The organism is Streptomyces sp. NPDC057424 (genome assembly GCF_042803315.1).
GTDB lineage: Bacteria > Actinomycetota > Actinomycetes > Streptomycetales > Streptomycetaceae > Streptomyces.
In genome coordinates this window covers 1-23,761 of the sequence record NZ_JBHVCP010000086.1, presented here as the reverse complement: position 1 = coordinate 23,761, position 23,761 = coordinate 1, and the positions used below count along the sequence as shown (strand labels likewise).

The 23,761-nt window shown below is 73.1% G+C and carries 18 protein-coding genes and 2 pseudogenes; 13 read left to right on the top strand and 7 right to left on the bottom strand.

The window, feature by feature from the left end:
* Positions 1-56 precede the first annotated feature (56 nt).
* Positions 57-308 (bottom strand): DUF5133 domain-containing protein, encoded by a 252-nt coding sequence (locus ACFU3E_RS36200; RefSeq protein WP_384168371.1) that lies wholly within the window; start codon positions 306-308, stop codon positions 57-59.
* A 135-nt stretch (positions 309-443) separates the two neighbouring features.
* Positions 444-1,301 (bottom strand): aldo/keto reductase, encoded by an 858-nt coding sequence (locus tag ACFU3E_RS36195; RefSeq protein ID WP_384168368.1) that lies wholly within the window; start codon positions 1,299-1,301, stop codon positions 444-446.
* 263 nt (positions 1,302-1,564) lie between these two features.
* Between ACFU3E_RS36195 and ACFU3E_RS36190 the strand changes: the two genes are divergently transcribed.
* The 6 genes from ACFU3E_RS36190 (at position 1,565) to ACFU3E_RS36165 (ending at position 12,026) form a co-directional block, all read left to right on the top strand.
* On the top strand, positions 1,565-3,127 hold the full coding sequence (locus ACFU3E_RS36190; RefSeq protein ID WP_384168365.1) for an acyl-CoA carboxylase subunit beta: 1,563 nt from the start codon (positions 1,565-1,567) through the stop codon (positions 3,125-3,127).
* A 62-nt stretch (positions 3,128-3,189) separates the two neighbouring features.
* Positions 3,190-4,947, top strand: a complete 1,758-nt coding sequence (locus ACFU3E_RS36185; RefSeq protein ID WP_384168362.1) for a fatty acyl-AMP ligase — start codon at positions 3,190-3,192, stop codon at positions 4,945-4,947.
* A complete protein-coding gene (locus ACFU3E_RS36180; RefSeq protein WP_384168359.1) occupies positions 4,944-8,912 on the top strand; it encodes a beta-ketoacyl synthase N-terminal-like domain-containing protein in 3,969 nt (1,322 codons plus the stop codon). Before ACFU3E_RS36185 ends, ACFU3E_RS36180 begins: the two co-directional genes overlap by 4 nt.
* Before the next feature lie 21 nt (positions 8,913-8,933).
* Positions 8,934-9,887 (top strand): alpha/beta hydrolase, encoded by a 954-nt coding sequence (locus ACFU3E_RS36175; protein WP_384168356.1) that lies wholly within the window; start codon positions 8,934-8,936, stop codon positions 9,885-9,887.
* 122 nt (positions 9,888-10,009) lie between these two features.
* Positions 10,010-11,233, top strand: a complete 1,224-nt coding sequence (locus ACFU3E_RS36170) for a PucR family transcriptional regulator (protein ID WP_384168353.1) — start codon at positions 10,010-10,012, stop codon at positions 11,231-11,233.
* Between the two features lie 151 nt (positions 11,234-11,384).
* Positions 11,385-12,026, top strand: coding sequence for a cutinase family protein (locus ACFU3E_RS36165; protein ID WP_384168350.1), 642 nt, complete (start codon positions 11,385-11,387; stop codon positions 12,024-12,026).
* 66 nt (positions 12,027-12,092) lie between these two features.
* Here ACFU3E_RS36165 and ACFU3E_RS36160 read toward each other — a convergent pair whose 3' ends face one another.
* The gene (locus ACFU3E_RS36160) at positions 12,093-13,814 is read right to left on the bottom strand and encodes a hypothetical protein (RefSeq protein ID WP_384168347.1); all 1,722 of its coding nucleotides are present in this window, start codon (positions 13,812-13,814) and stop codon (positions 12,093-12,095) included.
* A 181-nt stretch (positions 13,815-13,995) separates the two neighbouring features.
* Between ACFU3E_RS36160 and ACFU3E_RS36155 the strand changes: the two genes are divergently transcribed.
* On the top strand, positions 13,996-14,226 hold the full coding sequence (locus ACFU3E_RS36155) for a hypothetical protein (RefSeq protein ID WP_384168344.1): 231 nt from the start codon (positions 13,996-13,998) through the stop codon (positions 14,224-14,226).
* A gap of 332 nt (positions 14,227-14,558) precedes the next feature.
* Here the strand turns inward: ACFU3E_RS36155 and ACFU3E_RS36150 are convergent.
* Positions 14,559-15,017, bottom strand: a pseudogene (locus tag ACFU3E_RS36150) (aldo/keto reductase); the annotation flags it as partial.
* A 164-nt stretch (positions 15,018-15,181) separates the two neighbouring features.
* Between ACFU3E_RS36150 and ACFU3E_RS36145 the strand changes: the two are divergent.
* Positions 15,182-15,592, top strand: coding sequence for a VOC family protein (locus ACFU3E_RS36145; protein WP_384168341.1), 411 nt, complete (start codon positions 15,182-15,184; stop codon positions 15,590-15,592).
* Positions 15,593-15,901: 309 nt separating this feature from the next.
* A complete protein-coding gene (locus ACFU3E_RS36140) occupies positions 15,902-16,906 on the top strand; it encodes a sugar ABC transporter substrate-binding protein (RefSeq protein WP_384168338.1) in 1,005 nt (334 codons plus the stop codon).
* A 28-nt stretch (positions 16,907-16,934) separates the two neighbouring features.
* Here the strand turns inward: ACFU3E_RS36140 and ACFU3E_RS36135 are convergent, their stop codons facing one another.
* Positions 16,935-17,942 (bottom strand): LacI family DNA-binding transcriptional regulator, encoded by a 1,008-nt coding sequence (locus tag ACFU3E_RS36135; protein ID WP_384168336.1) that lies wholly within the window; start codon positions 17,940-17,942, stop codon positions 16,935-16,937.
* A gap of 301 nt (positions 17,943-18,243) precedes the next feature.
* Between ACFU3E_RS36135 and ACFU3E_RS36130 the strand changes: the two genes are divergently transcribed.
* Positions 18,244-19,263 (top strand): Gfo/Idh/MocA family oxidoreductase, encoded by a 1,020-nt coding sequence (locus ACFU3E_RS36130; protein ID WP_384168333.1) that lies wholly within the window; start codon positions 18,244-18,246, stop codon positions 19,261-19,263.
* Entirely contained in the window at positions 19,260-20,126 is an 867-nt protein-coding gene (locus tag ACFU3E_RS36125; protein WP_384168330.1) for a sugar phosphate isomerase/epimerase family protein, read from the top strand. The genes ACFU3E_RS36130 and ACFU3E_RS36125 overlap by 4 nt, the downstream gene beginning before the upstream one ends.
* Positions 20,127-20,147: 21 nt before the next feature.
* Here ACFU3E_RS36125 and ACFU3E_RS36120 read toward each other — a convergent pair.
* A pseudogene (locus ACFU3E_RS36120) lies at positions 20,148-20,372 on the bottom strand (AAA family ATPase); the annotation flags it as partial.
* A gap of 43 nt (positions 20,373-20,415) precedes the next feature.
* Between ACFU3E_RS36120 and ACFU3E_RS36115 the strand changes: the two are divergent.
* Positions 20,416-21,297 carry a Gfo/Idh/MocA family protein gene (locus ACFU3E_RS36115; protein WP_384168374.1) on the top strand — a complete coding sequence of 294 codons (882 nt, stop codon included), beginning with the start codon at positions 20,416-20,418 and terminating at the stop codon, positions 21,295-21,297.
* 106 nt (positions 21,298-21,403) lie between these two features.
* Here ACFU3E_RS36115 and ACFU3E_RS36110 read toward each other — a convergent pair whose 3' ends face one another.
* Positions 21,404-22,309 carry a GNAT family N-acetyltransferase gene (locus tag ACFU3E_RS36110; RefSeq protein WP_384168326.1) on the bottom strand — a complete coding sequence of 302 codons (906 nt, stop codon included), beginning with the start codon at positions 22,307-22,309 and terminating at the stop codon, positions 21,404-21,406.
* Between the two features lie 315 nt (positions 22,310-22,624).
* Here ACFU3E_RS36110 and ACFU3E_RS36105 point away from each other — a divergent pair, with 315 nt between their 5' ends.
* Positions 22,625-23,734 carry a PP2C family protein-serine/threonine phosphatase gene (locus ACFU3E_RS36105; RefSeq protein WP_384168323.1) on the top strand — a complete coding sequence of 370 codons (1,110 nt, stop codon included), beginning with the start codon at positions 22,625-22,627 and terminating at the stop codon, positions 23,732-23,734.
* The last annotated feature ends 27 nt before the right edge of the window (positions 23,735-23,761 follow it).

Here is a 23,761-nt window from a genome sequence, read left to right as displayed (position 1 = left end):
CCTTCCTAGGGGCCGCCGAGGCGCGCTGCCCGGTCGTGCCGGGCCTCACAGAACTGTCAGCCGACCAGCGTCAGGCCGTTCTCCCCGTCCGCGTCGGCGACGTCGGGCCGTCCCTCGGTGAGCAACAGGACGTCCGCCTTGGCAATGGCGTCGCTGATGCCGGACGTCCCCATCATCACGCACAGCGTGTAGCTGACGTCCTCCAGCTCGCGTGCCGCCGTCGGCACGTGCCTCTCCGACTGAGCGATCCTCAGCGACGCGTACCGCGTCAGCAACTCCCTGACGATCTTCCGGTCCGGTACAAGCACGTAGCGCCCCTCTCTCTGTTTTCGCTGCGTATGCCCGAACCGCGCGGAAACATTCACACGTTTTTCTCAACTGGGGCGCATTTGACGAGAACTGATCGGGTGTGACCGGTCTTAGGCGACCTGATCGGGGTCTCCTCAGGCGGCGTCCAGTTCCGCCAGTTCCCCGGCCGTCAGGGCGAGGTCGGTGGCGGCGAGGGAGTCGCGGATGGTCTCGGGCCGGCTCGCGCCCGGGATCGGAACGACCACCGGCGACTTGGCGAGCATCCAGGCCAGGCACACGCGCTGCGGGCTCACGCCGTGTGTCTCGGCGATGCGGGCGAAGGGAGCGTGACCCGAACCGAGTTCACCGGCGTTCGAGATCCCGCCGAGGGGGCTCCAGGGCAGGAACGCGATCCCGAGTTCGCCGCACAGGCGCAGTTCCGGCTCGCTGGAGCGGAAGGCCGGGGAGAACTGGTTCTGCACGGAGACCAGACGGCCGCCCAGGATCTCGTTCGCCTGCCGGATCTGCTCGGGGTCCGCGTTGGAGATGCCGGCCATGCGGATCTTGCCCTCGTCCAGCAGGTCCCGGATCGCGCCGACGGACTCGGCGTAGGGGACACGCGGGTCGGGCCGGTGGAACTGGTAGAGCCCGATGGCCTCCACGCCGAGCCGGCGCAGGGAGTCCTCGCAGGCCGCCTTGAGGTGGCGGGGGCTGCCGTCGAGCGTCCAGCTGCCGTCGCCGGGGCGGAGGTGGCCGCCCTTGGTGGCGACCAGGACGTCACCGCCGCGGTCGTGGGAGGCCAGGGCCTTGGCTATCAGGGTCTCGTTGTGACCCACCTCGGCGGCGTCGCGGTGGTAGGCGTCCGCGGTGTCGATGAGGGTCACACCGGAGTCCAGGGCGGCGTGGATGGTCGCGAGGGAGCGTTCCTCGTCCGGTCGTCCCTCGATGGACATGGGCATCGCGCCCAGGCCGATCGCGCTGACCTCGACGTCACCGATGCGGCGGGTGTGCATGGGTTCGTGACCTTCCGGCTGTCGGGCGATGGTGCACTCCAGCCTGGACCCCGCGCGGCCGGGGGTCCAATAGAAGAAGGAGAACGCATTCAGCACTCGGGCCACTGAATCGCGCCCGGGTCCTCGAAGGCCCGTTGTCACACCTGGATGAAACCCCGAGCCCGAGGACTCATCTCCCCCAAACAGACCAGCGATCTGTATGGCACTCACCCACCTCGCTGCCATATTCGAGGACCACTTCGGAGGTGGTTGTGAGCACAGAGGTGACAGCATCCGGTCCGGGGGAGACTGCCACGCACCCGCCCGGGAGCACCGCGGAGCGCGTCGCCGGCCTGGAGCACCGCCGGGAGCGGTCGGTGGCCCCGGGCGGGCCGCGCAGACGCGGGGAGTTCTCGGCCCGGGAGCGGATCGAACGGCTGGTGGACAAGGACTCCTTCACCGAGACCGGCCAGTTCGTCCGGGCCCGGCCCGCCGGGCACGACGCCCGCCGCCCCTACGGCGACGGCGTGGTCACCGGGTACGGCACGGTCGACGGCCGCCCGGTGTGCGTGTTCGCGCAGGACTCCACCGTGTTCGGCGGCAGCATGGGCGAGGCCTTCGGTGAGAAGACCGTCGCCCTGATGGAGCTGGCCCTGAAGACGGGCTGCCCGGTGATCGGCCTGAACGACTCCGGCGGGGCCCGGATCCAGGAGGGTGTCGCCGCCCTCGCCCTCTACGCCGAACTCGTCCGGCGCAACGTCAAGGCATCCGGGGTGATCCCGCAGATCTCGGTGGTCCTGGGCCCGTGCGCGGGCGGCGCCGCGTATTCGCCCGCGATCACCGACTTCACGGTGATGGTGGACGGCGCCTCGCACATGTTCGTCACCGGCCCCGACGTCATCGAGACGGTCACCGGCGAGCGCACCACCGCCGAGGAGCTGGGCGGCGCCCGCACCAGCAACACCGTCAACGGCAACGCCCACTTCCTGGCCGCCGACGAGGAGGACGCCCTCGACACCGTGCGCGACCTGCTGTCGTACCTGCCGGCCAACAACCTGGAGCGGCCCCCGGAGTACGCCCCCGGCCACGCCCCATCCGGGGCCGGGCTCGACGAGGTCGTCCCGGACCGGCTCGGCGAGGCCTACGACATGCGGGACATCCTGCAGGCGATCGTCGACGACGGTGAACTGCTACCGGTGCAGGAGCTGTTCGCGCCGAACATCATCTGCGCCCTGGCCCGCGTCGAGGGCCGCTCGGTGGGCGTCGTCGCCAACCAGCCGCTGCACGCCGCCGGGGTCCTCGACATCGACGCGTCCGAGAAGGCCGCGCGGTTCGTGCGGTTCTGCGACGCGTTCGGCATCCCGCTGCTGACCTTCACCGACGTGCCCGGATACCTGTCCGGAGTGCGGCAGGAGCAGGCCGGGATCATCCGGCGGGGCGCGAAGCTTCTGTACGCCTACGCCGAGGCCACCGTCCCCAAGGTCACGGTCGTGGTGCGCAAGGCGTACGGCGGCGGCTACGCGGTGATGGGCTCCAAGCACTTGGGCGCCGACGTCAACCTCGCCTGGCCCACCGCCCGGATCGCCGTCATGGGCGCCGAGGGGGCCGTGGGCGTCCTGCACCGGCGCGAACTCGCCGCGTCCGACGAGCCTGAGGCGCTGCGCGCCCGCCTCCTCGCCGCGTACGAACGCACCCACGGCACCCCGTATCTCGCCGCCGAGCGCGGCTATGTCGATGCCGTCATCGCGCCGCGCGAGACCCGGGAGCAGGTCTGCCGCGCCCTGCGCGCACTGCGCGGCAAACGTGCCCCGATGCCGGAACGCCGGCACGGCAACATCCCCCTCTAGCCGCCCCCTCCCCTCCCTTGTACGACCCGTAGGCCGATCCGCGCCGTGAGGAGCCCCGCCTGATGGACAGCCGCCGCCCCCCGCTCGCGCCCGCGTGCCCCACACTGCCGGAGTACGTGCGGCACTGGGCCGAAACCACCCCCGACCGCCGGGCCTTCACCTTCGTCGAGCACCCGGCACAGCATTCGCGCGGCGTGCACCGCACCCTGACCTGGCGCCGCCTGGACGTGCGGGTGCGGGCGCTCGCCGCACGCCTCGCGGACGAGACGGGCCCCGGGGACCGGGTCGCGCTGCTGTGCCCCCAGGGCACGGAGTACGTGACCGCCTTCCTCGCGGCCCTGGCCGCCGGGCTCGTCGCCGTGCCGCTGTACACGCCGGGGCTGCCCGGGCACGCCGACCGGCTCGCGGGCGTCCTGGCCGACGCGCGTCCCTCGGTGGTGGTGACCACGAGCCGGGCCCGGGACGAGGTGCGGGGCTTCCTCGGGCCCGACGGGCCGCCGATCGTCGTCGCGGACGAGGTGCCCGACGACCAGGGCCGGGACTGGCGGCCGGTCGCCCCCGCCCCCGGGGCGACCGCCTACCTCCAGTACACGTCCGGTTCGACCCGTGCCCCGGCCGGCGTGGAGATCAGCCACGGCAACGTCGTCGCCAACGCCCGCCAGGCACTGGCCGCCTACGGCGTCGGCACCCGCCCGCTGACCTGTGTGGGCTGGCTGCCGCTCTACCACGACATGGGGCTGGTGCTCAGCGTCGCGGCCCCCGTGGCGCGCGGGGCGCTGTCGGTACTGATGGACCCGGCGGCGTTCCTGCACGAGCCGGTGCGCTGGCTGCGGCTGCTCGCCGCGCATCCGAACGCCGTGAGCGCCGCGCCCAACTTCGCCTACGACTACTGCGTCGCCACCGTCACCGCCGACCAGAAGGAGGGTCTGCTGCTGGACAAGGTGACCGCGCTGATCAACGGCAGTGAGCCGGTGCGGCCGGGTACGGCCGACCGTTTCCACGCGGCGTTCGCGGACCAGGGCCTGGCGCCCGGGACGCACTGCCCGTCGTACGGGCTGGCCGAGGCCACGGTGTTCGTGTGCGCGGCACGGCCGGGTGAGCCGCTCAGCCGGTTCGCGCTCGACCGCGACGCCCTGGCGGCCGGAAAGGCCCTGCCCGCCCGGTCCGACGATCCCCGGGCGGTGCTGCTGGCCGGCTGCGGCACTCCGGCGGGTCAGCGGGTCCGGGTCGCCGACCCGGTGTCACGGGCCCTGCTGTCGGAGGGTGAGGTCGGGGAGATCTGGGTGCAGGGGCCGAACGTGGGCCGCGGCTACTGGAACCGGGACTCGGAGGACGTCTTCGGCGCGGAGTTCGCCGACACCGCGGCCGGTCCGGGACGCTGGCTGCGCACCGGTGACCTGGGGACGGTGCTGGAGGGGCAGCTGGTCGTCACGGGACGGCTGAAGGACCTGATCATCGTCGACGGGCGCAATCACTATCCGCAGGACGTGGAGGCGACGGTCCAGGAGGCGCACGAGGCGGTGCGCCGGGACCGGCTCGCCGCCTTCGCCGTGCCGGGTGGAGCCGGTGGCGAGCGTGCCGTCGTCGTGGCGGAGCACGCGCGGACCGCGCACCTCGCCGAGCTGGACGTACCGTCCGTGGCGCGGGCCGTGCGCGGTGCCGTCTCCGCCCGGCACGGACTGCGGCTGGCCGATGTCGTCGTGGTGCCACCGGGCACGGTGCCGCGTACCTCCAGCGGCAAGGTGTCACGGGCGCTGACCCGCGCCCGGTATCTGGAGGGTGCCTACGGCGCTCAGGACCGGGCGGGTGCCGCGGGATGAGGTCTGTCGACGAGGCCGTGCTGCGCCGGCTGATCGCCGAGCGGGTGGCCGCCTGGAACGGGACGTCCCCGGGGGACGTCCCGATGGACCGGCCGCTCGCGGACCTCGGCATGGCCTCGCGCGATGCCGTCGCCCTGGCCGGTGAGCTGTCCCGCGCCACGGGCCGGGAGCTGCCGACGACGCTGCTGTGGGAGACGCCCACCGGGGAGGCCCTGGTGGCGCGGCTGTGCGGGACAGAGGGCGCCGGAACCGAGGCGGCGCCGGTGCCGCGTCCCGCGGTGCCGGGGACATCGGCCGAGCCGGTCGCGGTCGTCGGGGTCGGCTGCCGCCTGCCCGGCGGAGTGCACGGCCCGGACGGCTACTGGCGGCTGCTCAGCGAGGGCGTCGACGCGATCCGGCGCGTCCCGGAGGACCGCTGGCGCGACTTCACCGCGTTCCCGCCCGCCGACGCGCATCCGTACGGCGGCTATCTCGACGACATCGCCGGGTTCGACGCGGACTTCTTCCGCATCACCCCGCGCGAGGCCGCGGTGATGGATCCCCAGCAGCGCATCCTGCTGGAGGTCGTCCACGAGGCGCTCGACCATGCCGCGGTGCCGGCCGGGTCCCTGGCGGGCACCGCGACCGGCGTGTTCGTCGGCATCTCGGCGCCGGAGTACGGGCAGCTCACGGGCGCCGACCCGGCCGCCGTCGACCCCTGGGCTCCGGCCGGGGGCGCCCTCGGCGTCGCCGCCGGACGGCTCGCCTACGTCCTGGACACCCGGGGGCCGAGCCTGGCCGTCGACACGGCCTGCTCCTCCTCGCTGGTCGCCGTGCACCACGCCTGCGTCAGCCTGCGCACGGGCGAGAGCGACACGGCGATCGCGGCCGGGGTCAACCTGCTGCTGTCACCGGCCGTCACGGTCGCCTTCCGACGGGCCGGCGCCCTCGCCTCCGACGGGCGGTGCAAGCCGTTCTCGGCGGCGGCCGACGGCATCGGCCGCGGCGAGGGCTGCGCGGCCGTGATCCTGAAGCGGCTGTCCGACGCCGAGCGGGACGGCGACCGTGTGCTGGCCGTCGTCCGGGCCACCGCCGTCAACTCCGACGGCCGCTCGAACGGCCTCATGGCGCCCAACCCGGCCGCCCAGCAGGCGTTGCTGGAGCGGGCGTACGCGCAGGCCGGGCTCGCCGCGGAGCACGTCGACTACGTGGAGGCGCACGGCACCGGCACCCCGCTGGGCGACCCGATCGAGGCCGGCGCGCTCGGCGCGGTGCTCGGGGCGGGCCGGGACCCCGACCAGCCGCTGCTGCTGGGGTCCGCCAAGGGCAACCTCGGTCATCTGGAGTCCGCGGCGGGCGTCGCCGGTCTGGTGAAGACCGTGCTGGCCCTGCACCACGACGGCATCCCGCCGTCCCTGCACTGCGAGCGGGGCACTTCTCTCACCGACCCCCGGCTGCGGGTGGTGACCGAGCCGGAGCCCTGGCCCCGCTACGGCGGCACCGCTCTCGCGGGGGTCTCCGGGTTCGGTTTCGGCGGCACCAACGCCCATGTGGTGCTGGAGGAAGCACCGCCCGGCCTGGTCCCGGTGCGACCGGCCGAGGAACCGGCCGCCCGCCTGCACCTGCTCTCCGACCTCGACACCGAACGCCTCCGCGACACGGCGGGCAGACTCGCGGCACGGCTGCGGGACAGCGCCGTGCACCCCGCCGACGTGGCCCGGACCCTCGCCGGGCGGGCGGGCCGGGGTCCCGTGCGGGCCGCCGTGGTCGCCCGCGACCGGGCCGAACTGGCCGACGCCCTGGACGTGTTGGCGGCCGGACGGCCGGACCCGCGGGTGACGACCGGTGACCGCGACCGGGTGGGGCGCGGCGCGGTGTGGGTCTTCTCCGGCTACGGCAGCCAGTGGCCCGGCATGGGGCGCCGGCTGCTGGCCGAGGAACCCGCGTTCGCCGCCGCCGTCGAGAAACTCGACCCGCAGCTCGCCCCGGAGTGCGGCCTGTCCCTGTACGACCACCTGTCCTCGGGTGAGGGGCTCGACCGTCTGGAGACCGCCCAACCGGTGCTGTTCGGTCTCCAGTTGGCGCTCGCCGAGCTGTGGCGTTCCTACGGTGCCGAGCCCGCCGCCGTGATCGGGCACTCCATGGGCGAAGTGGCGGCGGCCGTGTGCGCGGGCGCGCTGGACGTGGCGGACGGGGCGCGTGTCATCGCCGTACGGGCCCGGCTGCTGAGCGGCCTGCGGGGCGGCGCGATGGCCGTGGTGGACCTGGACGACACCGAACTGGACTGGCTGGAGCGGGACTTCCCGGAGGTGCATGTCGCCGTGCGCTCCTCTCCCCGGCAGAAGGTCGTCACCGGTGAGGAGGCGGCGGTGGCCGGGCTCGTGCGCCGGCTGGAGGGGGAGGGCCGGGCGGCGAGGGCCATGCGGGTCGTCGGTGCCGGGCACTCGCCGCAGGTGGACGGACTGTTGCCGGAGCTGGTGGACGCGCTGTCCGGCATCCGGGGACGTCGGCCGCGGGTCCCGGTCCACTCCACGGTCCTCGACGACCCACGCGGGGACTGCCTCTTCGACGCCGCGCACTGGGCGGCCAACCTGCGCAGGCCCGTACGGCTGGACCGGGCCCTCGCGTCGGCGGCGGCCGACGGCCGCACGGCCTTCGTCGAGATCTCCCCCCACCCGGTGCTGACCGGGGCCGTCGCCGACTCCGTGCCCGGCGCCCTCGCCCTGGCCACGCTGCGCCGGGACGCCGACGGGTCCGAGGCGTTCGCCGGGCAGCTGGGCGCGCTGTGGGCGGCGGGACAGCGGCTGCCGGTGCCGCCGGGGCGGGTCATCGACCTGCCGCTGCCCCGGTGGCGGCATGTGCGGCACTGGTGGACGGACGGCCGGGCGGCGCACGCCGAGCCGCTGCCGGAGGAACCTCCTGCCGCGGTGACCGGGCCCTCCTCGGTCCTGGCCCGCCTGTCCCACCACATAGCCGCCGTCACCGGCCACTCCCCCGCCCGTATCACCCCGGGCACCGCGTGGACCGACCTCGGGCTGGACTCGTTGATGGCCGTCCGTGTCCGCACTGCGGTGGAGCGCGAGTTCGGCATCGAACTGCCCCTGCGTGACCTGTTCGCCGCCGTCACCGTAGAGGACGCCGCCACCCGCATCGAGCGCGCCCTCCCCCGCGACGACACCCCGGTGCACCCCCTGCGCGCCACCGGCTCGCGGCCCCCGCTGTTCCTCGTCCACGCCGCCGGCGGCCCGGTCAGTGTCTACCGGACACTCACCGAACGCCTCGGCGGGGACCAGCCGGTGTACGGGCTGGAGCGGATCGAGGAGGCCCGGACCGTGCCCGAGAAGGCGCGGCGCTACGCCGAGGCGATCAACGCGGTCCATCCCGACGGCCCCTGCCTGCTGGGCGGCTGGTCCTTCGGCGGCTTCGTCGCCCAGGAGACCGCGCGGCAACTGGCCGCCGCCGGGCGGGAGGTGCGGCTGGTCGTGCTCATCGACTCCGTCCGGCCCCTCCCCCGCCCGGAGCAGACGCGGGCCGACCGGATCCGGGCGCACTTCGAGGGCTTCGCCCGCCACGTCGCCGACACCTACGGCGTGCGGCTGGAGTTGCCGTACGACGAACTCGTGGCCATGGACGACGACACGGTCCGGATCGACACCGTGCTGCGGGCCCTGCGCGAGGCCGCCGACGTGCCGCCCGCGGCACTGGAGCACCAGCGGGCCTCCTACCTGGACATGGGCATCGGCGAGTCCCACCGACCTGGTGGCTACGCCGGGCCCGTGGTCCTCTACCGGGCCACCGAACCCGCGCCGCACACCGTGCGCGACCCGGCGTACGAGCGGGACGACCCGGCGCTGGGCTGGGACGAGGTGTGCCCGCTTCTTGAGGTGGTGCCGGTACCCGGTCACCATCTGTCGCTGCTCGATCCGCCGCACGTCGACGAGATCGCCGCCCACCTGAGCCGGACACTCGCCGAGCCGGCCCCCTGACATGGAACCCGAGGAGCCGCCATGCCCGACCTGCCGAACAAGCCCGCTGCCGGAGTGTCCCGGCGCACGGTCGCCAGAGCGACGGCCGCCGCCGGTCTCGCCGTCCTGTTCGGGGCCGCGGCCGGCACGGCCCCGGCCCGGGCGGCCACCCGGCTCGGCCCGCGCACGCTGGACGTGTCCGTGCCTTCCGCCGCGCTCGGCCGCAGCGCACCCGTCCGGCTGATCCTGCCGTCGGACTTCGGTACGCGCCCGGAGAAGAAGTACCCCGTGCTGTACCTGCTGCACGGCGCCCACGACGACTACACCTCGTGGACCCGCGAGACGGACATCGAGGCGTTCACCGCCGGCCGCGACCTGATCGTGGCGATGCCCGACGCGGGCCCCACCGGCATCCCCAGCGTCTGGCGCGGCGGCCCGGACTACGAGACGTTCCAGGTGAAGGAGGTGCCGGCGCTCCTCGCCCGGGACTACCGGGCCTCCGGTGTACGGGCGGTCGCCGGGGTCTCCACCGGCGGCTACGGGGCCATGGCCCACGCGGCCCGCCATCCCGGGGCGTTCACCGCGGCGGCCTCCTACAGCGGCATCCTCGACACCATGGCCCCCGGTGTTCCCGCCATCATGGACGCGATCGTGGCACGCGAGAACCTGCCGGCCGCGTCCCTGTGGGGCAATCCGGTGTTCAACCTCCTGACCTGGCGGGACTTCAACCCCCGGGCCCGCGCCACCGGGCTGCGCGGCACCGCCCTGTACGTGTCGCAGGGCAGCGGAGTGGGAGGCGGCGGCGATCCGCTGCCCGGGATCCTGGAGAGCGCCCTGTGGCCCTCGGCCCAGGGCTTCGCCCGCACGCTGGCCCTCATGGGGATCCAGGCCACCACACACTTCTACGGAGGCGGCGGACACGACTGGGCGCACTGGAAGCCGGAGTTCACGGCCTCGTGGCCTATCCTCGCCCGTGCACTGGGTGTGCCCGAGTGACGGGGGTGCCGTCGGGGCACGGAACGGAGCGGAGGGGTCGTCCGTCCAACACAGGACTTCCCACTCGCCCCACGGGCATCAGCCCGCGGGTGAGCCGCTTCCGGTCGAAAGGAGGGTCCGTGATGGCTGTGCCCACGCCGCACGGCGTGCCGGACCACCCCACAACGCCGCCACAGGTCCCGCCCGAGCTCGCGGAGCTGCTGCGCGCCAATCTGGCCGCCGTCGCCGACGAGGTGGAGGAGGAGGTCCGCCGCCAGGTCCCCGAGTACTCCCGGCCCGCCGACGGCACCTACCGCCAGAACCTGCGGTCCGGCGTGGTGCAGGCGCTGACCCTGTTCGTCGACCACATCGCCGACCCGCGCGACGACGGGGGCGCGATCGCGGCGACGTACTACGAACTGGGGCGAGGGGAGGCCCTGGAGGGCCGCAGCCTGGACGCACTGCAGTCCGCGCTGCGGGTCGGCGGTATGCGGGCCTGGCGGCAGATGGGCCGCACCGCGGAGGAACTCGGGCTGGACTCCGCGGTCGTGGCCCGGCTCGGGGAGCTGGCGTTCCGGACCGTGCACGAGGTCGCGCAGGCGGCCGCGTCCGGGTACGCCGAGGCCCAGCTGCGCAGTTCCGATGAGCTGGAGCGGCGCCGCAAGCGGCTGCTCGACCTGCTGCTGGAGGACGGGCCGGTGGCGCTGGAGGCCGTGCAGGACCTGGCGCACAGCGCGCGCTGGCCGGTGCCGCGGACGGTGGGCGTCGTGGCACTCGCGGCGGCGCCGGACCGGCGGGAGGAGGACCGGCCGCTGGCGGCGGCGGGTGCGCTGGTGGACATGGAGTCCCGCCCCCCACGCATGCTGGTGCCCGACCCGGACGGCTCGGGCGGCATCGGCGGCCGGGCGTTCACGCTCGCGCTGCGCGGCCGGCCCGCCGCGATCGGCCCGACGGTCGCGGTCACCGAGGCCGCGCAGTCGCTGCGCCTGGCCACCCGGGCGCTCGGGCTGATGGGCCGCGGGGTGCTCCCTCGCCAGGGCGTGGTGCGCTGCTCCGAGCATCTGTCGACGCTGCTGCTGCACGGCGACGAGCCGCTGCTGGAGCGACTCCAGGCCCGGGTCCTCGCACCTCTCGAGACGGTCTCGGCGGGGCAGCGCGACCGGCTCGCCGAGACACTGCTGGCCTGGCTGCTCAGCGGCAGCAACGTGCCGGACGTCGCGGTACGGCTGCACGTCCACCCGCAGACGGTCCGCTACCGCCTGCGCCAGTTGGAGAAGCTCTTCGGTGACGCCCTGCACGACCCGTCGACCCGCCTCGACCTCATTCTCGCGTTGCGCGCGGAATCACTGCACACGAAGCAGAACTGACTCCCCGCATTCAGGCGACGTACTCAATCGGCGACAAAAACCGGCGCGGTTTCCATAATCCCGTCCATAACAGCAGGCGAGGAAAAGCCCATACGTTCGGGGCGTCCTTTTTCGCAGGCGCTCCACGCGCCTCCCACGCGGAGGATCCCCCATGCGTATCCGTATGTGTCTCGCTGCGCTCTCGCTGGCCGGCGGGGCCGGACTTGCCACCCTCTCGGCTCCCCCGGCCATGGCCGCGGCCTGCTCGGACGTCGAGGTCGTCGCCGCCCGTGGCACCTTCGAGCCGGGCACGCTCGGCTTCATCGTCGGCGACCCGGTGTATTCCGCGCTGCAGAAGAAAGCGGCGGGCAAGAACCTGTCCAGCTACAAGGTGAACTACCCGGCCGACCTCTCCCCCACGTCCGCGGCCCAGGGCAATCTGGATCTGGTGAACCATGTGAAGAGCCAGGCCGCCGCCTGCCCGGGTCAGAAGTTCGTTCTCGTCGGCTATTCGCAGGGCGCGAACGTCGTCGACAACTCGATCGGCATCAGCAGCGCCGGCGCGGTGGTCGGCAGTCCCATCGTCGCCACCCTGCCCGCGGCGGTCGAGCCGAAGGTCGCCGCGGTGCTGCTGTTCGGCAACCCGATCCGGGCGCTCGGCAAGAGCGTCACCGGCACCTACCAGAGCCGCACCCTCGACCTCTGCGCCCAGGGCGACCCCGTCTGCGAGAACGGCGGGGGCGACGTCGGGGCGCACCTGAGCTACCGCGACGACGCCGAGGAGGCGGCCACGTTCGCCGCGGGCAAGCTCTGAGTCCACGCCGCACGAAGGGGCCCGGGAGGAGATCCTCCCGGGCCCCGGGTGTGTGTGGCGGCAGGGTCAGCGAGGTGACCGCGCGAAGCCGGCGAGGCTGGTGGAGACCGGCTCGGGCCGGCCGTTGTTCTGTACGGGCGCCGCGGTCAGGACGTCGAGGTGCTGGTAACCGTCGGCGACCACCGGGTTCAGCTCGGCCGGGACCCGCCCGGCCAGCAGTCCCTCACCGGCGAGCACGGTGAGCACCGGGTTGGCCTTGAGCCCCTCGGGATGGACGACGAGCTTCTTCACCTGCGGCGAGGTGGAGAGCTGGATGTCCGTGACCAGCTTGGTCGGGAAGTACTGCTCCGTGAAGTCCAGCGGCTGCTCCGCCAGGCTGCGGGCCAGTTGCCGTATGTCGGTGACCTCCTCGCCGGCGCCGGTGAACGGGGTTCCGTCGGCCGACCGGTAGCCGGGATCGTCCGGGGCGCCGACGCGGTCGTAGTTGCGCCAGGTGTAGAGCGGGCCCTGCGGCCGGTCCGGGATGGCCTTGTACGCGGTGCCGTACAGCCCGGGTTGCTCGTCGCCGCCGTTGGCGACGGGGAAGCTCTTGTCGGCGATCGGTCCGCCGTCGAAGAAGCCCACACTGGTCTGCAGGAACGCCAGGGGCACGGAGTTGTCGTCCAGCAGCGCCCCGAGCACGGCCCCGTTGGTGAGCCGGAAGTCCTTCACCGAGGGCGTACCGGTGAGGAAGGCGGCGGTGTCCTTGGAGAACAGGAAACGGTTGGTGGCCTCGACGTTGACGTTGGAGGGCAGGTAGCGGGGCAGGTCTGACTCGCCCTCCAGGTCGTCGAGGGCACCGAGACCTGCGATGCCGAGCAGGGTCATCGTCTCGGGGTTGAGCAGCACCGGCGCGGACAGCGTGCGCGGCAGCACCCCGCTGTCCAGCCCGGCCTGCACCACGCCGTACCCGAGGCCGATGTCGGGCAGGCTGGTGTCGTCCGGGATGCTGCCGCTGAGGTCGGCCAGTGAGGTGGAGACGGTCGTGTCGAGGGCGAAGTAGCCGGCGCACTGGTTGTACCCGGCGTCCGCCGTGGTGGCGCGGTTGCCGTCGAAATCGGCCGCGGCGAAGTAGCCGGTGATCACACCGCCCAGCGAGTGCCCGCCGCACAGCACCTTCCGCTTGCGTTGCGCCTGAGAGGGCAACTCGGCGGTGAGCAGGTCGTACTGGTCGCGTACGGTCTGCTCGATGCCGAGCTTCGCCATCCAGCCCAGCTGTGCGTTGCCGGCGTAACCGCCGAAGGCCCGGCCGCCGACCTGCTTGCCGCGGTAGTAGTAGTCGACGGCGGTGTGCTGGTCGCCGGAGGCGATGCCGGTGCGGTCCTCCAGGCAGTTGGAACGCCGGTCCAGCGCCCAGAACTCGACGTGCAGCCCCTGTTCGGCGGCCCGCGTGACGGTGTTGCGGGCGACGCTGTCGAACGCCCCCGCGCCTTCCAGGATGCCGGGCTGGGCGATGAGGATCCGGTCGGCGTCGGCCGACGCGGCGGGTCCGTCGGCGGAGCGGTAGCGCAGGTACGACAGCCAGTCGCACGCTGCCGGACGAGGCCCGGCCGACTCCGGCAGCGGCACCTTCACCCGCACCATCGACTCCGTCACTCCGGTCACCGGCGATGTCGACGTCACCGGCGTCTCGGTGCGCGCCCCCTCGGCACGGGCGCCCGGGGCGGCGGCCGTGAGTGTTCCGGCGGTCAGCAGCACCGCCAGCACGGCACCGCGCCACTTCCCTCTGTGCGTGAGATTCATGTCCATGCCACGGACGCTAGGGCGGGGGCGCGCTCGCTCTCAGGGAGTGCTGATGAGAACTCAGCTTCCGGATCGCGCCTTGTCACGGGCGCACAGCGCGCCCGGCCGCAGAGACCGGAAACGGGTTCGTACCGCTTCTGGACGCCACCGAGCTGCGAACCGGCCGTTTCGGGAGCATGGTGGGGCTATGGACGGTCAACCCCCTGTGGTCGTGCAGCCGCCCGCGACGGACGGCGGACGGCTGGTGACCATCCGCGGCGAGCGCATGGGCGTCGCCTACAGCCTCTTCGACGTGCTGGACCTGCTGCACGGCGAGGGCCTGCCCACCACGGACACGGCCGTCGACGACACCGAACTGATCGAGTGGCAGGGCGGCGGCCCGTACGACTGGAACAACGGGGCGTCCGAGGACGCGTGAGCCCCTGCACTCGTTGCCGACGGCCTCCTCCGGGCATGCGCCGACCCGGCCGGTGCTCGACCGGGCACTCCCCACGGGGCACGGCCGGTCGCCGCTCGCCGGCGGGTGGTGGCCGGGGACCCGAACGATATGAGCAACAGCGCGTCCGGTGAGACCTGCCCCCCCTCACTCCGACGGAGGCATGCCCGCAGAACGCCGCAGGCAACAAGCGCAGCGCTCCGGCACGCCGCACTCCTCGGAGAACCGGCGACCAGCCCCGGGCGTCGACGCTTCCCGGTGCCGCCGGCCCCTCCCCGGGCAGGGGAACCGCCCGGGCCGGCCTGTGCGCCCTCGGCAAGCCGGTCCAGGCGGGCGCGATAGGCGGGGGGCAGTTTCAGGCCGACCGCTGCGAGGTTCTCCTCCAGATGCTCGGTCCGGGCCGTGCCCGGGATCGGCAGAACGACCGGCGCACGGTCGAGGAGCCAGGCGATCGAGACCTGCGTGGGCGTGGCCCCGAGCTCGGCCGCCACGGCGGCGATCTCGTCCTCGGCACCCGTCTTCCCCCAGGCCACGGGCCGCCACGGCAGTGCTTGCCGTCCGTGCCGTTGGGGGCCGGGCCGGTGACCGTGTCGGGCACGAACCAGTAGTAGTGGCCCCACTTGGGGTCGTCGTAGTGGGTCTGCCACGTGCCGGTTATCTGCCGCATCACCTGGGCGTAAGGCGATACCGGACGCGGCACAGGCGTCGAGCACCGGCTCGTGCTCCCGGTCGAGCAGGTTGTAGCGGTTCTGCACACTCACGACGTCTACGAACGCCCCCTCTGCCCAAGAGGCCACGTTATCAGCGCAGTTGGCGACGACATCGAGAGCGGTGAACCTTCGTCCCGGCCAGGGCGCGGCCCGCTCGACGAGCCGTTGCCGGTGCCCGGCGATACGCTGCGCGATAATGCCCCTTTGCCCCGCTCTGGGAGGTTCTCATGGCCTCGCGCCTCAACCCGTACCTCAGCTTCAACGGCGACGCCCGGCAGGCGATGGAGTTCTACAAGGAGGTCTTCGGCGGCACCCTCGACCTCAACAGCTACGGAGCGTTCGGGCAGGCGGACGCCCCGAACGCCGACAAGATCATGCACGGCATGCTGGAAACCACGAGCGGCTTCACCCTGATGGGCGCCGACAACCCGCCGGGCATGGAGTCCGAGCAGGGCGGCTCCCACTCCGTGAGCCTGAGCGGCGACGACGACGCCGAGCTGCGCGGCTACTGGGAGAAGCTGTCGGAGGGCGGATCGGTGTCGGTGCCGCTGGAGAAGCAGATGTGGGGCGACGTGTTCGGCATGTGCACGGACCGCTTCGGCGTCCCCTGGATGGTCAACATCAGCACGGAGAACTGAGCGGCCGGGCAGGGCGGTCCTGGACCGTCCTGCCCGAGGCTGTCCGCACCCACCGTCAGCGCCGGTGCGTACGGGCGGCCTTCTTTTGTTGGTACGTCCTGACAAAGTTATTGACATCCCCCGTGGCCGCCCGCATAGTACCTGCCACTAGAGCGCGCTAGTAATGCGCTCCAGTCACCGAGTGCGCAGGGGTCCGCACCCAGGACCGCCGCATGACCCTTGACCGCCGCCGCCCCGGGCGCCCACCCACTGCCCGCCTGCCGGACCGGGCGCGGCCCCCTCTTGCCAGCACAGTGAGGTTCACCCGACATGCGCAGACACCACAGAGCCGCCACCCTGACCACCGCCGCCCTCGTCGGCGCCCTGCTCGCCGCGGGCTGCTCCAGCGGCTCCGGCGGGAAGAAGTCCGGGGCCGGCGGTACCGACGCCGCCGCGGGCAAGGCCACCACCCCGCGGATGACCGTCGCCCTGGTCACCCACGCGGCGCCGGGCGACACGTTCTGGGACCTGATCCGCAAGGGCGCCCAGGCCGCCGCCGCGAAGGACAACATCAAGCTCGTCTACTCCAGTGACCCGGCCGCCGGGAACCAGGCCAACCTCGTGCAGAACGCCATCGACCAGAAGGTCGACGGCATCGCCCTCACCGCCGCCAAGCCCGACGCGATGAAGGGCGTGGTGGCGAAGGCCAAGGCGGCCGGCATCCCCGTCGTCGGCTTCAACTCCGGCCTGGACGACTGGAAGGAGCTCGGCATGCTCGAGTACTTCGGCCAGGACGAGAACATCGCGGGGCAGGCCTTCGGCGAGCGCCTCAACCAGCTGGGCGCCAAGCACGCCGTCTGCGTCATACAGGAGCAGGGCCAGGTCGCGCTGGAGGCCCGCTGCGCCGGACTGAAGAAGGGCTTCGAGGGCACGACGGAGAACGTGTACGTCAACGGCACCGACATGCCCTCGGTGAAGTCGACGCTGACGGCCAAGCTCCAGAAGGACTCCTCCATCGACCAGGTGGTCACGCTCGGCGCCCCGATCGCCCTGACCGCCGTGCAATCGGTGAAGGACGCGGGCAGCGAGGCGAAGGTCGCCACGTTCGACCTCAACAAGGACCTCGTCGGAGCCATCCAGGGCGGCAGCGTCGAGTTTGCCGTCGACCAGCAGCCTTACCTCCAGGGCTACCTGGCGGTGGACGCGCTGTGGCTGTACAAGACCAACGGCAACGTCAGCGGTGGCGGCACCGCCCCCGTGCTCACCGGACCGGCCTTCGTCACGAAGGACAATGTCGACAGCGTCGCGGAGTTCGCCGAGAACGGCACGCGCTAGCGGAACCGGGCGGACGGGGGCACCCGTGTCAGGCCGGTCCCGGCCCCTTCGGGACCGGCCCGCTCGTCCCCCGCACCACCAGCTTGGGGTCCAGCACCGCCTCCCGCGGCTCCAGCTCCCGCTTCTCCAGCCGCTCGACGGCGAAACGGACGGCGTACTCGGCCATCAGGAGGGCGTCCTGGCGGACGGTGGTGAGGCCGATCGGCATCAGGTGGGACAGGTGGCTGTCGTCGTAGCCGACGACGGACAGGTCGCGCGGGACCTCCACACCCGCCCGGGTGAGGGCCATCAGCAGGCCCATCGCGCAGCGGTCGTTGCCGGCGAGGACGGCTGTCGGCAGCGGCTGCCCGCCGTCCCTCTCGGCCAGGAGCAGGCGGCCGGTCTCGATACCGGACTCCTCGGTGTGGTGACCGGGAATCACCCGCACCTCGGCCCCCAGCCCGTGGCGGCGCATCGCGGCCCGGTAGGCACGCCGGCGCTCCGCCGAGCCGGGACCGCGTCCGCCGTCGATGTGCACGATCCGGCGATGGCCCAGCTCCACCAGGTGGTCCATGGCCTGCCTGACTCCCTTGCCCTCGGCGGAGTGCACGAGGTCGACCCGGGCCTGGGGCACACGGCGGCTGACCGAGACGGCGACCGTGCGCTGCCCGAGTTCGTCCAGGTAGGCGGACCCGGCGTCCGAGCCGAGCAGGATCACCGCCTCGCAGCGGTGGCTGAGCAGCGCCTCGACCGCCTTGGCCTCGCTGCGGCCGTGGGTCGCCCCGGAGAGCAGCACGTCGTAACCGAGCCGTTCGGCCTCGGGGTAGATGCCCGTGATGAGGTCCGTGTGGAAGGTCTGCTGCACGGTGAACATGACGCCGAGCGTGCGGCTGCGGCCACGGGCCAGCAGCCGGGCCGCACTGTCGGGCCGGTAGCCGATCTCGTCGGCGACGCGCAGGACCCGTTCCCGGGTCTCCTGGCCGGCGCCGGGCTGGTTGCGGAAGATGATCGAGACGAGCGCGCGGGAGACGCCCGCCTTCTCGGCGACGTCCGCCATCGTGGGCCGCTGCCTGCCCGATGCATCCACCTGTGAACCCACCCTCCGACGCCGCACACCTTACGGGGTGCCCCGTACGGAACCTCGTACGGGATCCGGCGACCTCCCGGCGACCAGCTCTTGACATGACATTTGAACAGGGGTCATCGTACTCGAACTAGAGCGCGCTAGTAGCGCGCGACAGCGAGCGGAAACGCAGCGTGAGGGACACCAGCCCCGAGACCGAGGACCGCACGCTCGAGACCCTCGGGGCCGAGCTCCGGGCGCGTTTCTCCTGACCATCCTTCCGAGGAGCTTCACCATGACCGTACGAATAGGCGTCATCGGCGCCGGAATGATCGGCCAGGACCACATCCGGCGGCTCACCGAGGTCGTCACCGGTGCCGGTGTCACGGCCGTGGCCGACGTCGACGCCGGGCGCGCTGCCGAGGTGGCGGCCCGGGCCGGTGCCACCGCCCTGCCCACCGGCGCGGACCTGGTCGCCTCCCCCGACGTGGACGCCGTCCTCGTCACCTCCTGGGGGCCCGCCCACGCCGAGCACGTCCTGAACGCGATCGCCGCCGGCAAGCCGGTGTTCTGCGAGAAACCCCTCGCGACGACCGCCGAGGACTGTCTGCGGATCGTCGAAGCCGAGCGGGCGCACGGCCGCCGGCTGGCGCAGGTCGGTTTCATGCGCCGTTTCGACGCCGGCTACCGCCAGATGAAGGAGGTCCTGGCGACCGGTTCGCTCGGGGCCCCGCTGATCGTGCACTGCGCCCACCGCAACCCGACCGTGCCGGAGTCGTACCACTCCGCCATGGCCGCGCAGGACACGGCCGTGCACGAGATCGACGTGCTGCGCTGGCTGCTCGACGACGAGATCGTCTCCGTCCAGGTGGTCACCCCGCGCGCCACGAGCAAGCGGTTCGCTCACTTGAAGGACCCCCAGGTCATGATCTTCGAAACGGCCTCGGGCGTCCGGATCGACCTGGAGGTCTTCGTCAACTGCCAGTACGGTTACGACATCCAGTGCGAGGTCGTCGGCGAGGACGGCCTGGTCCGGCTGCCCGACCCGGCGGCCGTCGGGATCCGCACCGCCGCCCGGCACGGCACGGGCGTGCTGCAGGACTGGAAGGACCGGTTCGCGGAGGCCTTCGACACCGAGATCCGCGAGTGGGTCACCTCCGTGGCGGCCGGCGTCGAGCCCACCGGCCCGTCCTCCTGGGACGGTTACGCCGCCACCGTCATCACCGACGCCGCCGTCCGGTCCCTGGAGAACGGCGGCGCGACCGTCACCACCGACATGAAGCCCCGCCCCGCGTTCTACGGAGGCACCGCGTGAAGATCGCCCTCGACCCGTACATGCTCCGCGCCCTGCCGATCGACGAGATGGTGCGCACGGTCGCCGAACTCGGCTACGAGTACATCGAGTTGTCGCCGCGCGAGGACTTCATGCCGTTCTTCCTGCACCCGCGCGCGGACGACGCGCGGGTGCAGGAGCTCAAGCAGTCGCTGCGCAGGCACGGCGTGCGCCTGTCCTCGGTGCTGCCGCTGTACAAGTGGTCCTCCCCGGACGAGACCGAGCGGCAGGCGGCGGTCCGCTACTGGAAGCGGATGATCGAGATCACCACGGACCTCGAATGCGCCCTGATGAACTCGGAGTTCAACGGCCGCCCCGAGCGCGCCGCCGAGAGCGAGGCCGCGTTCTGGCGCTCGCTGGAGGAGCTGCTGCCGGTCTTCGAGCGGGAGGGCATCGCCCTCAACCTGGAGGCGCACCCGGACGACTTCTGCGAGGAGAACACCCCGGCCGTCGATCTCGTGCGCGCGGTCAACAAGCCGTGGGTGAACTACCTGTACTGCGCGCCGCACACCTTCCACCTCTCGGGCGCCGACCCGACGGCGGACATCGCGGCGATGATGCGCTACGCCGGGGACAAGCTCCAGCACGTGCACATCGCGGACTCCTTCAACCACAAGGGCTCCAGCGGGCTGCGCTACATCCTCAACCCGCCGGGCACCCCGGCACGGATCCACCAGCACCTCGACATCGGTCAGGGCGAGGTCGACTGGGACGCCTTCTTCGGCACCCTGCGCGAGCTGGGGTTCGACGGGGTCGCGACGGCCTGTGTGTTCGCCTGGGAGGAGCGGGCCCGGGAATCGTCGGCGTTCATGCTGGACCGCATCCGCAAGGAACTGGCCGCCTGAGTCGGCTGCCCGGGCCGGGCGGAACACCAGCCCCTTCGACAGCTCCGGGGTGAGCGACCGTACGCGGGGCGAGGCCGGCCGGAACGCGGGATCGCCGATGACACAGGCGGTCCCGTCGGCGTGTCCGGCCGGCCATGTGTCGAGGACCGACGTCAGTTCCGCGGTGGACCCGTGGCGGACCGGGACGCCACCGCTGCGGATCGACGTCGGCACGTCGGCGTCCGGCAGCAGCACGGCCCGGACGACCTGTGGCACGCTCTTCGTCCCGGCAGCGTGGAGAGGCGGCGGCATGCGCATAGGACTGCTCGGCACCGGACCCTGGGCGCAGATGGCCCACGCACCCGCGTTGAGCGGGCATGAAGCGCTGGACTTCGCGGGTGTGTGGGGCCGTCGCCCCGAAGCCGCGAAGGAGCTGGCCGGGCGGCACGGCGTCCGCGCCTACGACGACGCCGACGCGCTGTTCGCCGACGTGGACGCCGTCGCCGTGGCGCTGCCGCCCGAGGTGCAGGCCTCACTCGCCGCCCGGGCGGCGCGGGCCGGGTGCCATCTGCTGCTCGACAAGCCGCTCGCGCCGACGGTGGAGCAGGGGCGGGCCGTGGTCGCGGCGGCCGAGGAGGCCGGTGTCGCCTCGGTCGTGTTCTTCACGACGCGCTTCCAGCCCGAGCCGGCGGCGTGGATCGCCGAACAGGCGGCGGTGCCGGGCTGGTTCACGGGGCGCGCCGAGTGGCTCGGGGCGGTGTTCACCAGCGAGAGCCCCTTCGCGACGCCGTGGCGGCGGGAGAAGGGCGCCCTGTGGGACGTCGGCCCGCACGCCCTGTCCGTGCTGCTACCGGTCCTCGGCGACGTGCGGCGCGTCACGGCGGCGGCGTACGGACCCGGCGACACGGCGCATGTCGTCCTCGACCACGCGGGCGGTGCGTCGAGCACGCTCACCCTGAGCCTTACGGCGCCGCCCGCCGCCGCGGGTGCCGCCGTGGAGCTGCGGGGGGAGGCCGGGGTCGCCGCGCTGCCGGACAGCTCCGACAGCGCGGTGCGGGCGTTGATGCGCGCCGCTGACGCGCTGCTCGACGCCGCCCGGACCGGCCACCCGCACGCCTGCGACGCGGCGTTCGGCCTCCGGGTGACGGAGATCCTCACGGCGGCCCAGGGCCTGCTGAACGACAGGTCCTAGTCCTCGCCGGGCTCGTCGGGCTCGTCGGGCTCGTCGCTCCAGCGCGACCAGGCCTCCGCACCCTCGATGTGCGGGGAGAACGCGGGACCGGCAGCGGCCGGTCCCGTCAGGGCGTACGGCCCTCCTGCGGCGGGTCGAAGTGGAGCCGCTCCTTCACCACGGGGAAGCCGGCCTTGGCGAAGTTCGCCGCCATGGGGACGTTGCCCCGGTCCGTGGCCGCGGCGACGAACTCCGCCCCGCGCTCGACGAGGAAGTGGGTGCACTCGGCCAGGAGGTCGTAGGCGTAGCCGTGCCCGCGCTGGTCCGGCAGGACGCCGATGAAGCCGATGCACGGGCCTGAGGGGTTGTGGGCCGGGATGTGGATGCCGGCCAACTCGCCCTGCGCGGTGCGGGCGACCTGCCACCACTCGCGCGGCGACGGACACCAGTGGAAGAAGTCGAGTTCCTCGCGGGCCGCCTGGTCGGGTCCGCCCTGGGCGATGGCCTTCAGGGCGTGGGCGTCCAGGGTGGCGGAGTGGATGCGGCGCAGCGCGTCGAAGAACACGGCGTCGTCCGGTTCGGCGCGGAACGCGAGACGGCCGGGCCGCTCGGGCAGACCGAGGTCGGGGGTCCAGCGGTACAGGAGGCGTTCGACCAGAAGGTCGTAGCCGGCCTTCCGTGCGGCGGTGAAGCGGGTCTCGGCGGCGGCGCGCAGGGCCGGGTCGTCGCGCCAGCCGGCGGGCAGGTTCAGCTCGAGATCGACCTGCCAGGGGGCGGAGCGCAGGAGTGCGGCGCCCGCTTCCTCCTCGCCTTCGGCCACGTCGAACCAGTTGAGGTTGACAGGCTCGGTGTCGTCGGAGCCGCCCCACCAGGCACCGCGGGCGACGACGCGGCCGTCACGCAGGGCCACTCGCTTCCAGTCGGGGCGGTGCCGGGTCAGCCGGTGGCCCTCACGGGCGCCCAGCGGGTCGGGCAGGGTGTCGAAGAGAGCGGTGTCGCCCGTGTCGAGCGGGCGGATGACCACATCGGTCATGGGATGTCCTCCGGGACGCATGCTGATCGGAGCGCTCCCGGTCGGTCAGTCGCGGCACGCCGGAACAACGGGCAAGGAGCGCGGGAACGGTGTGAACTGCACGGCTCTGCCCTCCTTCCGCTGGTCTCGGGGCGTGGCGCGCCACACGCTACGGGGCCTCCGGCGGGCCGTCCATCGGCTTTCCGGTGCGGCTCAGAAGCCCCTTGAGAGGCGTGCCCACGGACATCCGGCCGCCGCGACGCGCTTGCGGCCCGGACCCACGGCCGCCGCGGGCCCCGGCGTGCGGCGGCCGGTCTGGCGTAGCAGCGTGGTGGTGTGAGCAGTGTGCGCGGCCGGCTGGCGCGCCGGGACCCGGACCGGCGTGGCTGGCTGCGCGGCGCACCGCCGCCCGGCTGGGCCCGGGTGCTGCCGTCGGCGCTGCTGGCGGGTGTGTGCGCGGCGGAGCTGATCAGCCCGGAGCCGCTCGACATCGGCTTCCTGCTGGGCGCCATCCCGCCGCTGGCCGTGCTGGCACACGGCCCGGTGGCGACGGCGGTGCTCGGCGGGCTGGTGGTGGTCGTGCTGACCGTGCCCGTCTTCGGCCTCGACAACCCCGGCAGTACCGATCTTCTGACCGTGTGCTTCGTCTCGGTGCTGAGCGTGCTGCTGTCGTACGTCAGCACCAGGCGGGACGCGCAGCTGGTCACCGAGCGGACCGTCTCCGAGGTCGTGCAGCGCGCGGTCGTGCCGCCGCTGCCGGAGCGGGTAGGTCCGGTGCGGTGCGCGGGGCTGTACCGGGCCGCGCAGCGCGGGACGCTGGTCGGCGGCGACTTCTTCGACGTACGGGCCGGCCCCTACGGTGTAAGGGCTGTGATGGGTGACGTGCAGGGGCACGGGCTGTCGGCCGTGGCCACGGTCGCGTCGCTGCTGGGGGCGTTCCGGGAGGCGGTGCTGGACCAGCCGGACCCGGAGGCGGTGGCGGCGCGGCTCGACCGGAGGCTGGCGGTGGACTCCGCGGGCGACCCGCACGCCGAGTTGTTCGCGACGGCGGTGCTGCTCGACTTCTCCGACGACGCCCGGGTCGTGCGGATCGTGGCGTGCGGGCAGGCCGGACCGCTGCTGCTGCGTGACGGCCGGGCCGTCGAGCTGGACGTGGAGCCGTGCACACCGCTCGGTCTCGGCCTCGCCGAGGCCGCCCCGCCCCGGGTCGTCTCGGTGCCGCTGAGGGCCGGGGACCGGCTGTTCCTCGCCTCCGACGGTGTGACGGAGGCCAGGGACGCGGACGGGGTCTTCTATCCGCTGGCCGAACGGCTGCCGGGCCTCGCGGCCGAGGACCCGGTCGCGCTGGCCGGGCGGGTCTGGACCGACCTCGCACGGCACTGCCCGGACGTACGGGACGACGTCACGATGCTGGTGCTCGCGCCGCGTCCGCGGGAGCGTCCCTGACGACAGCGGCCGGCGGTGGCCCGCGAT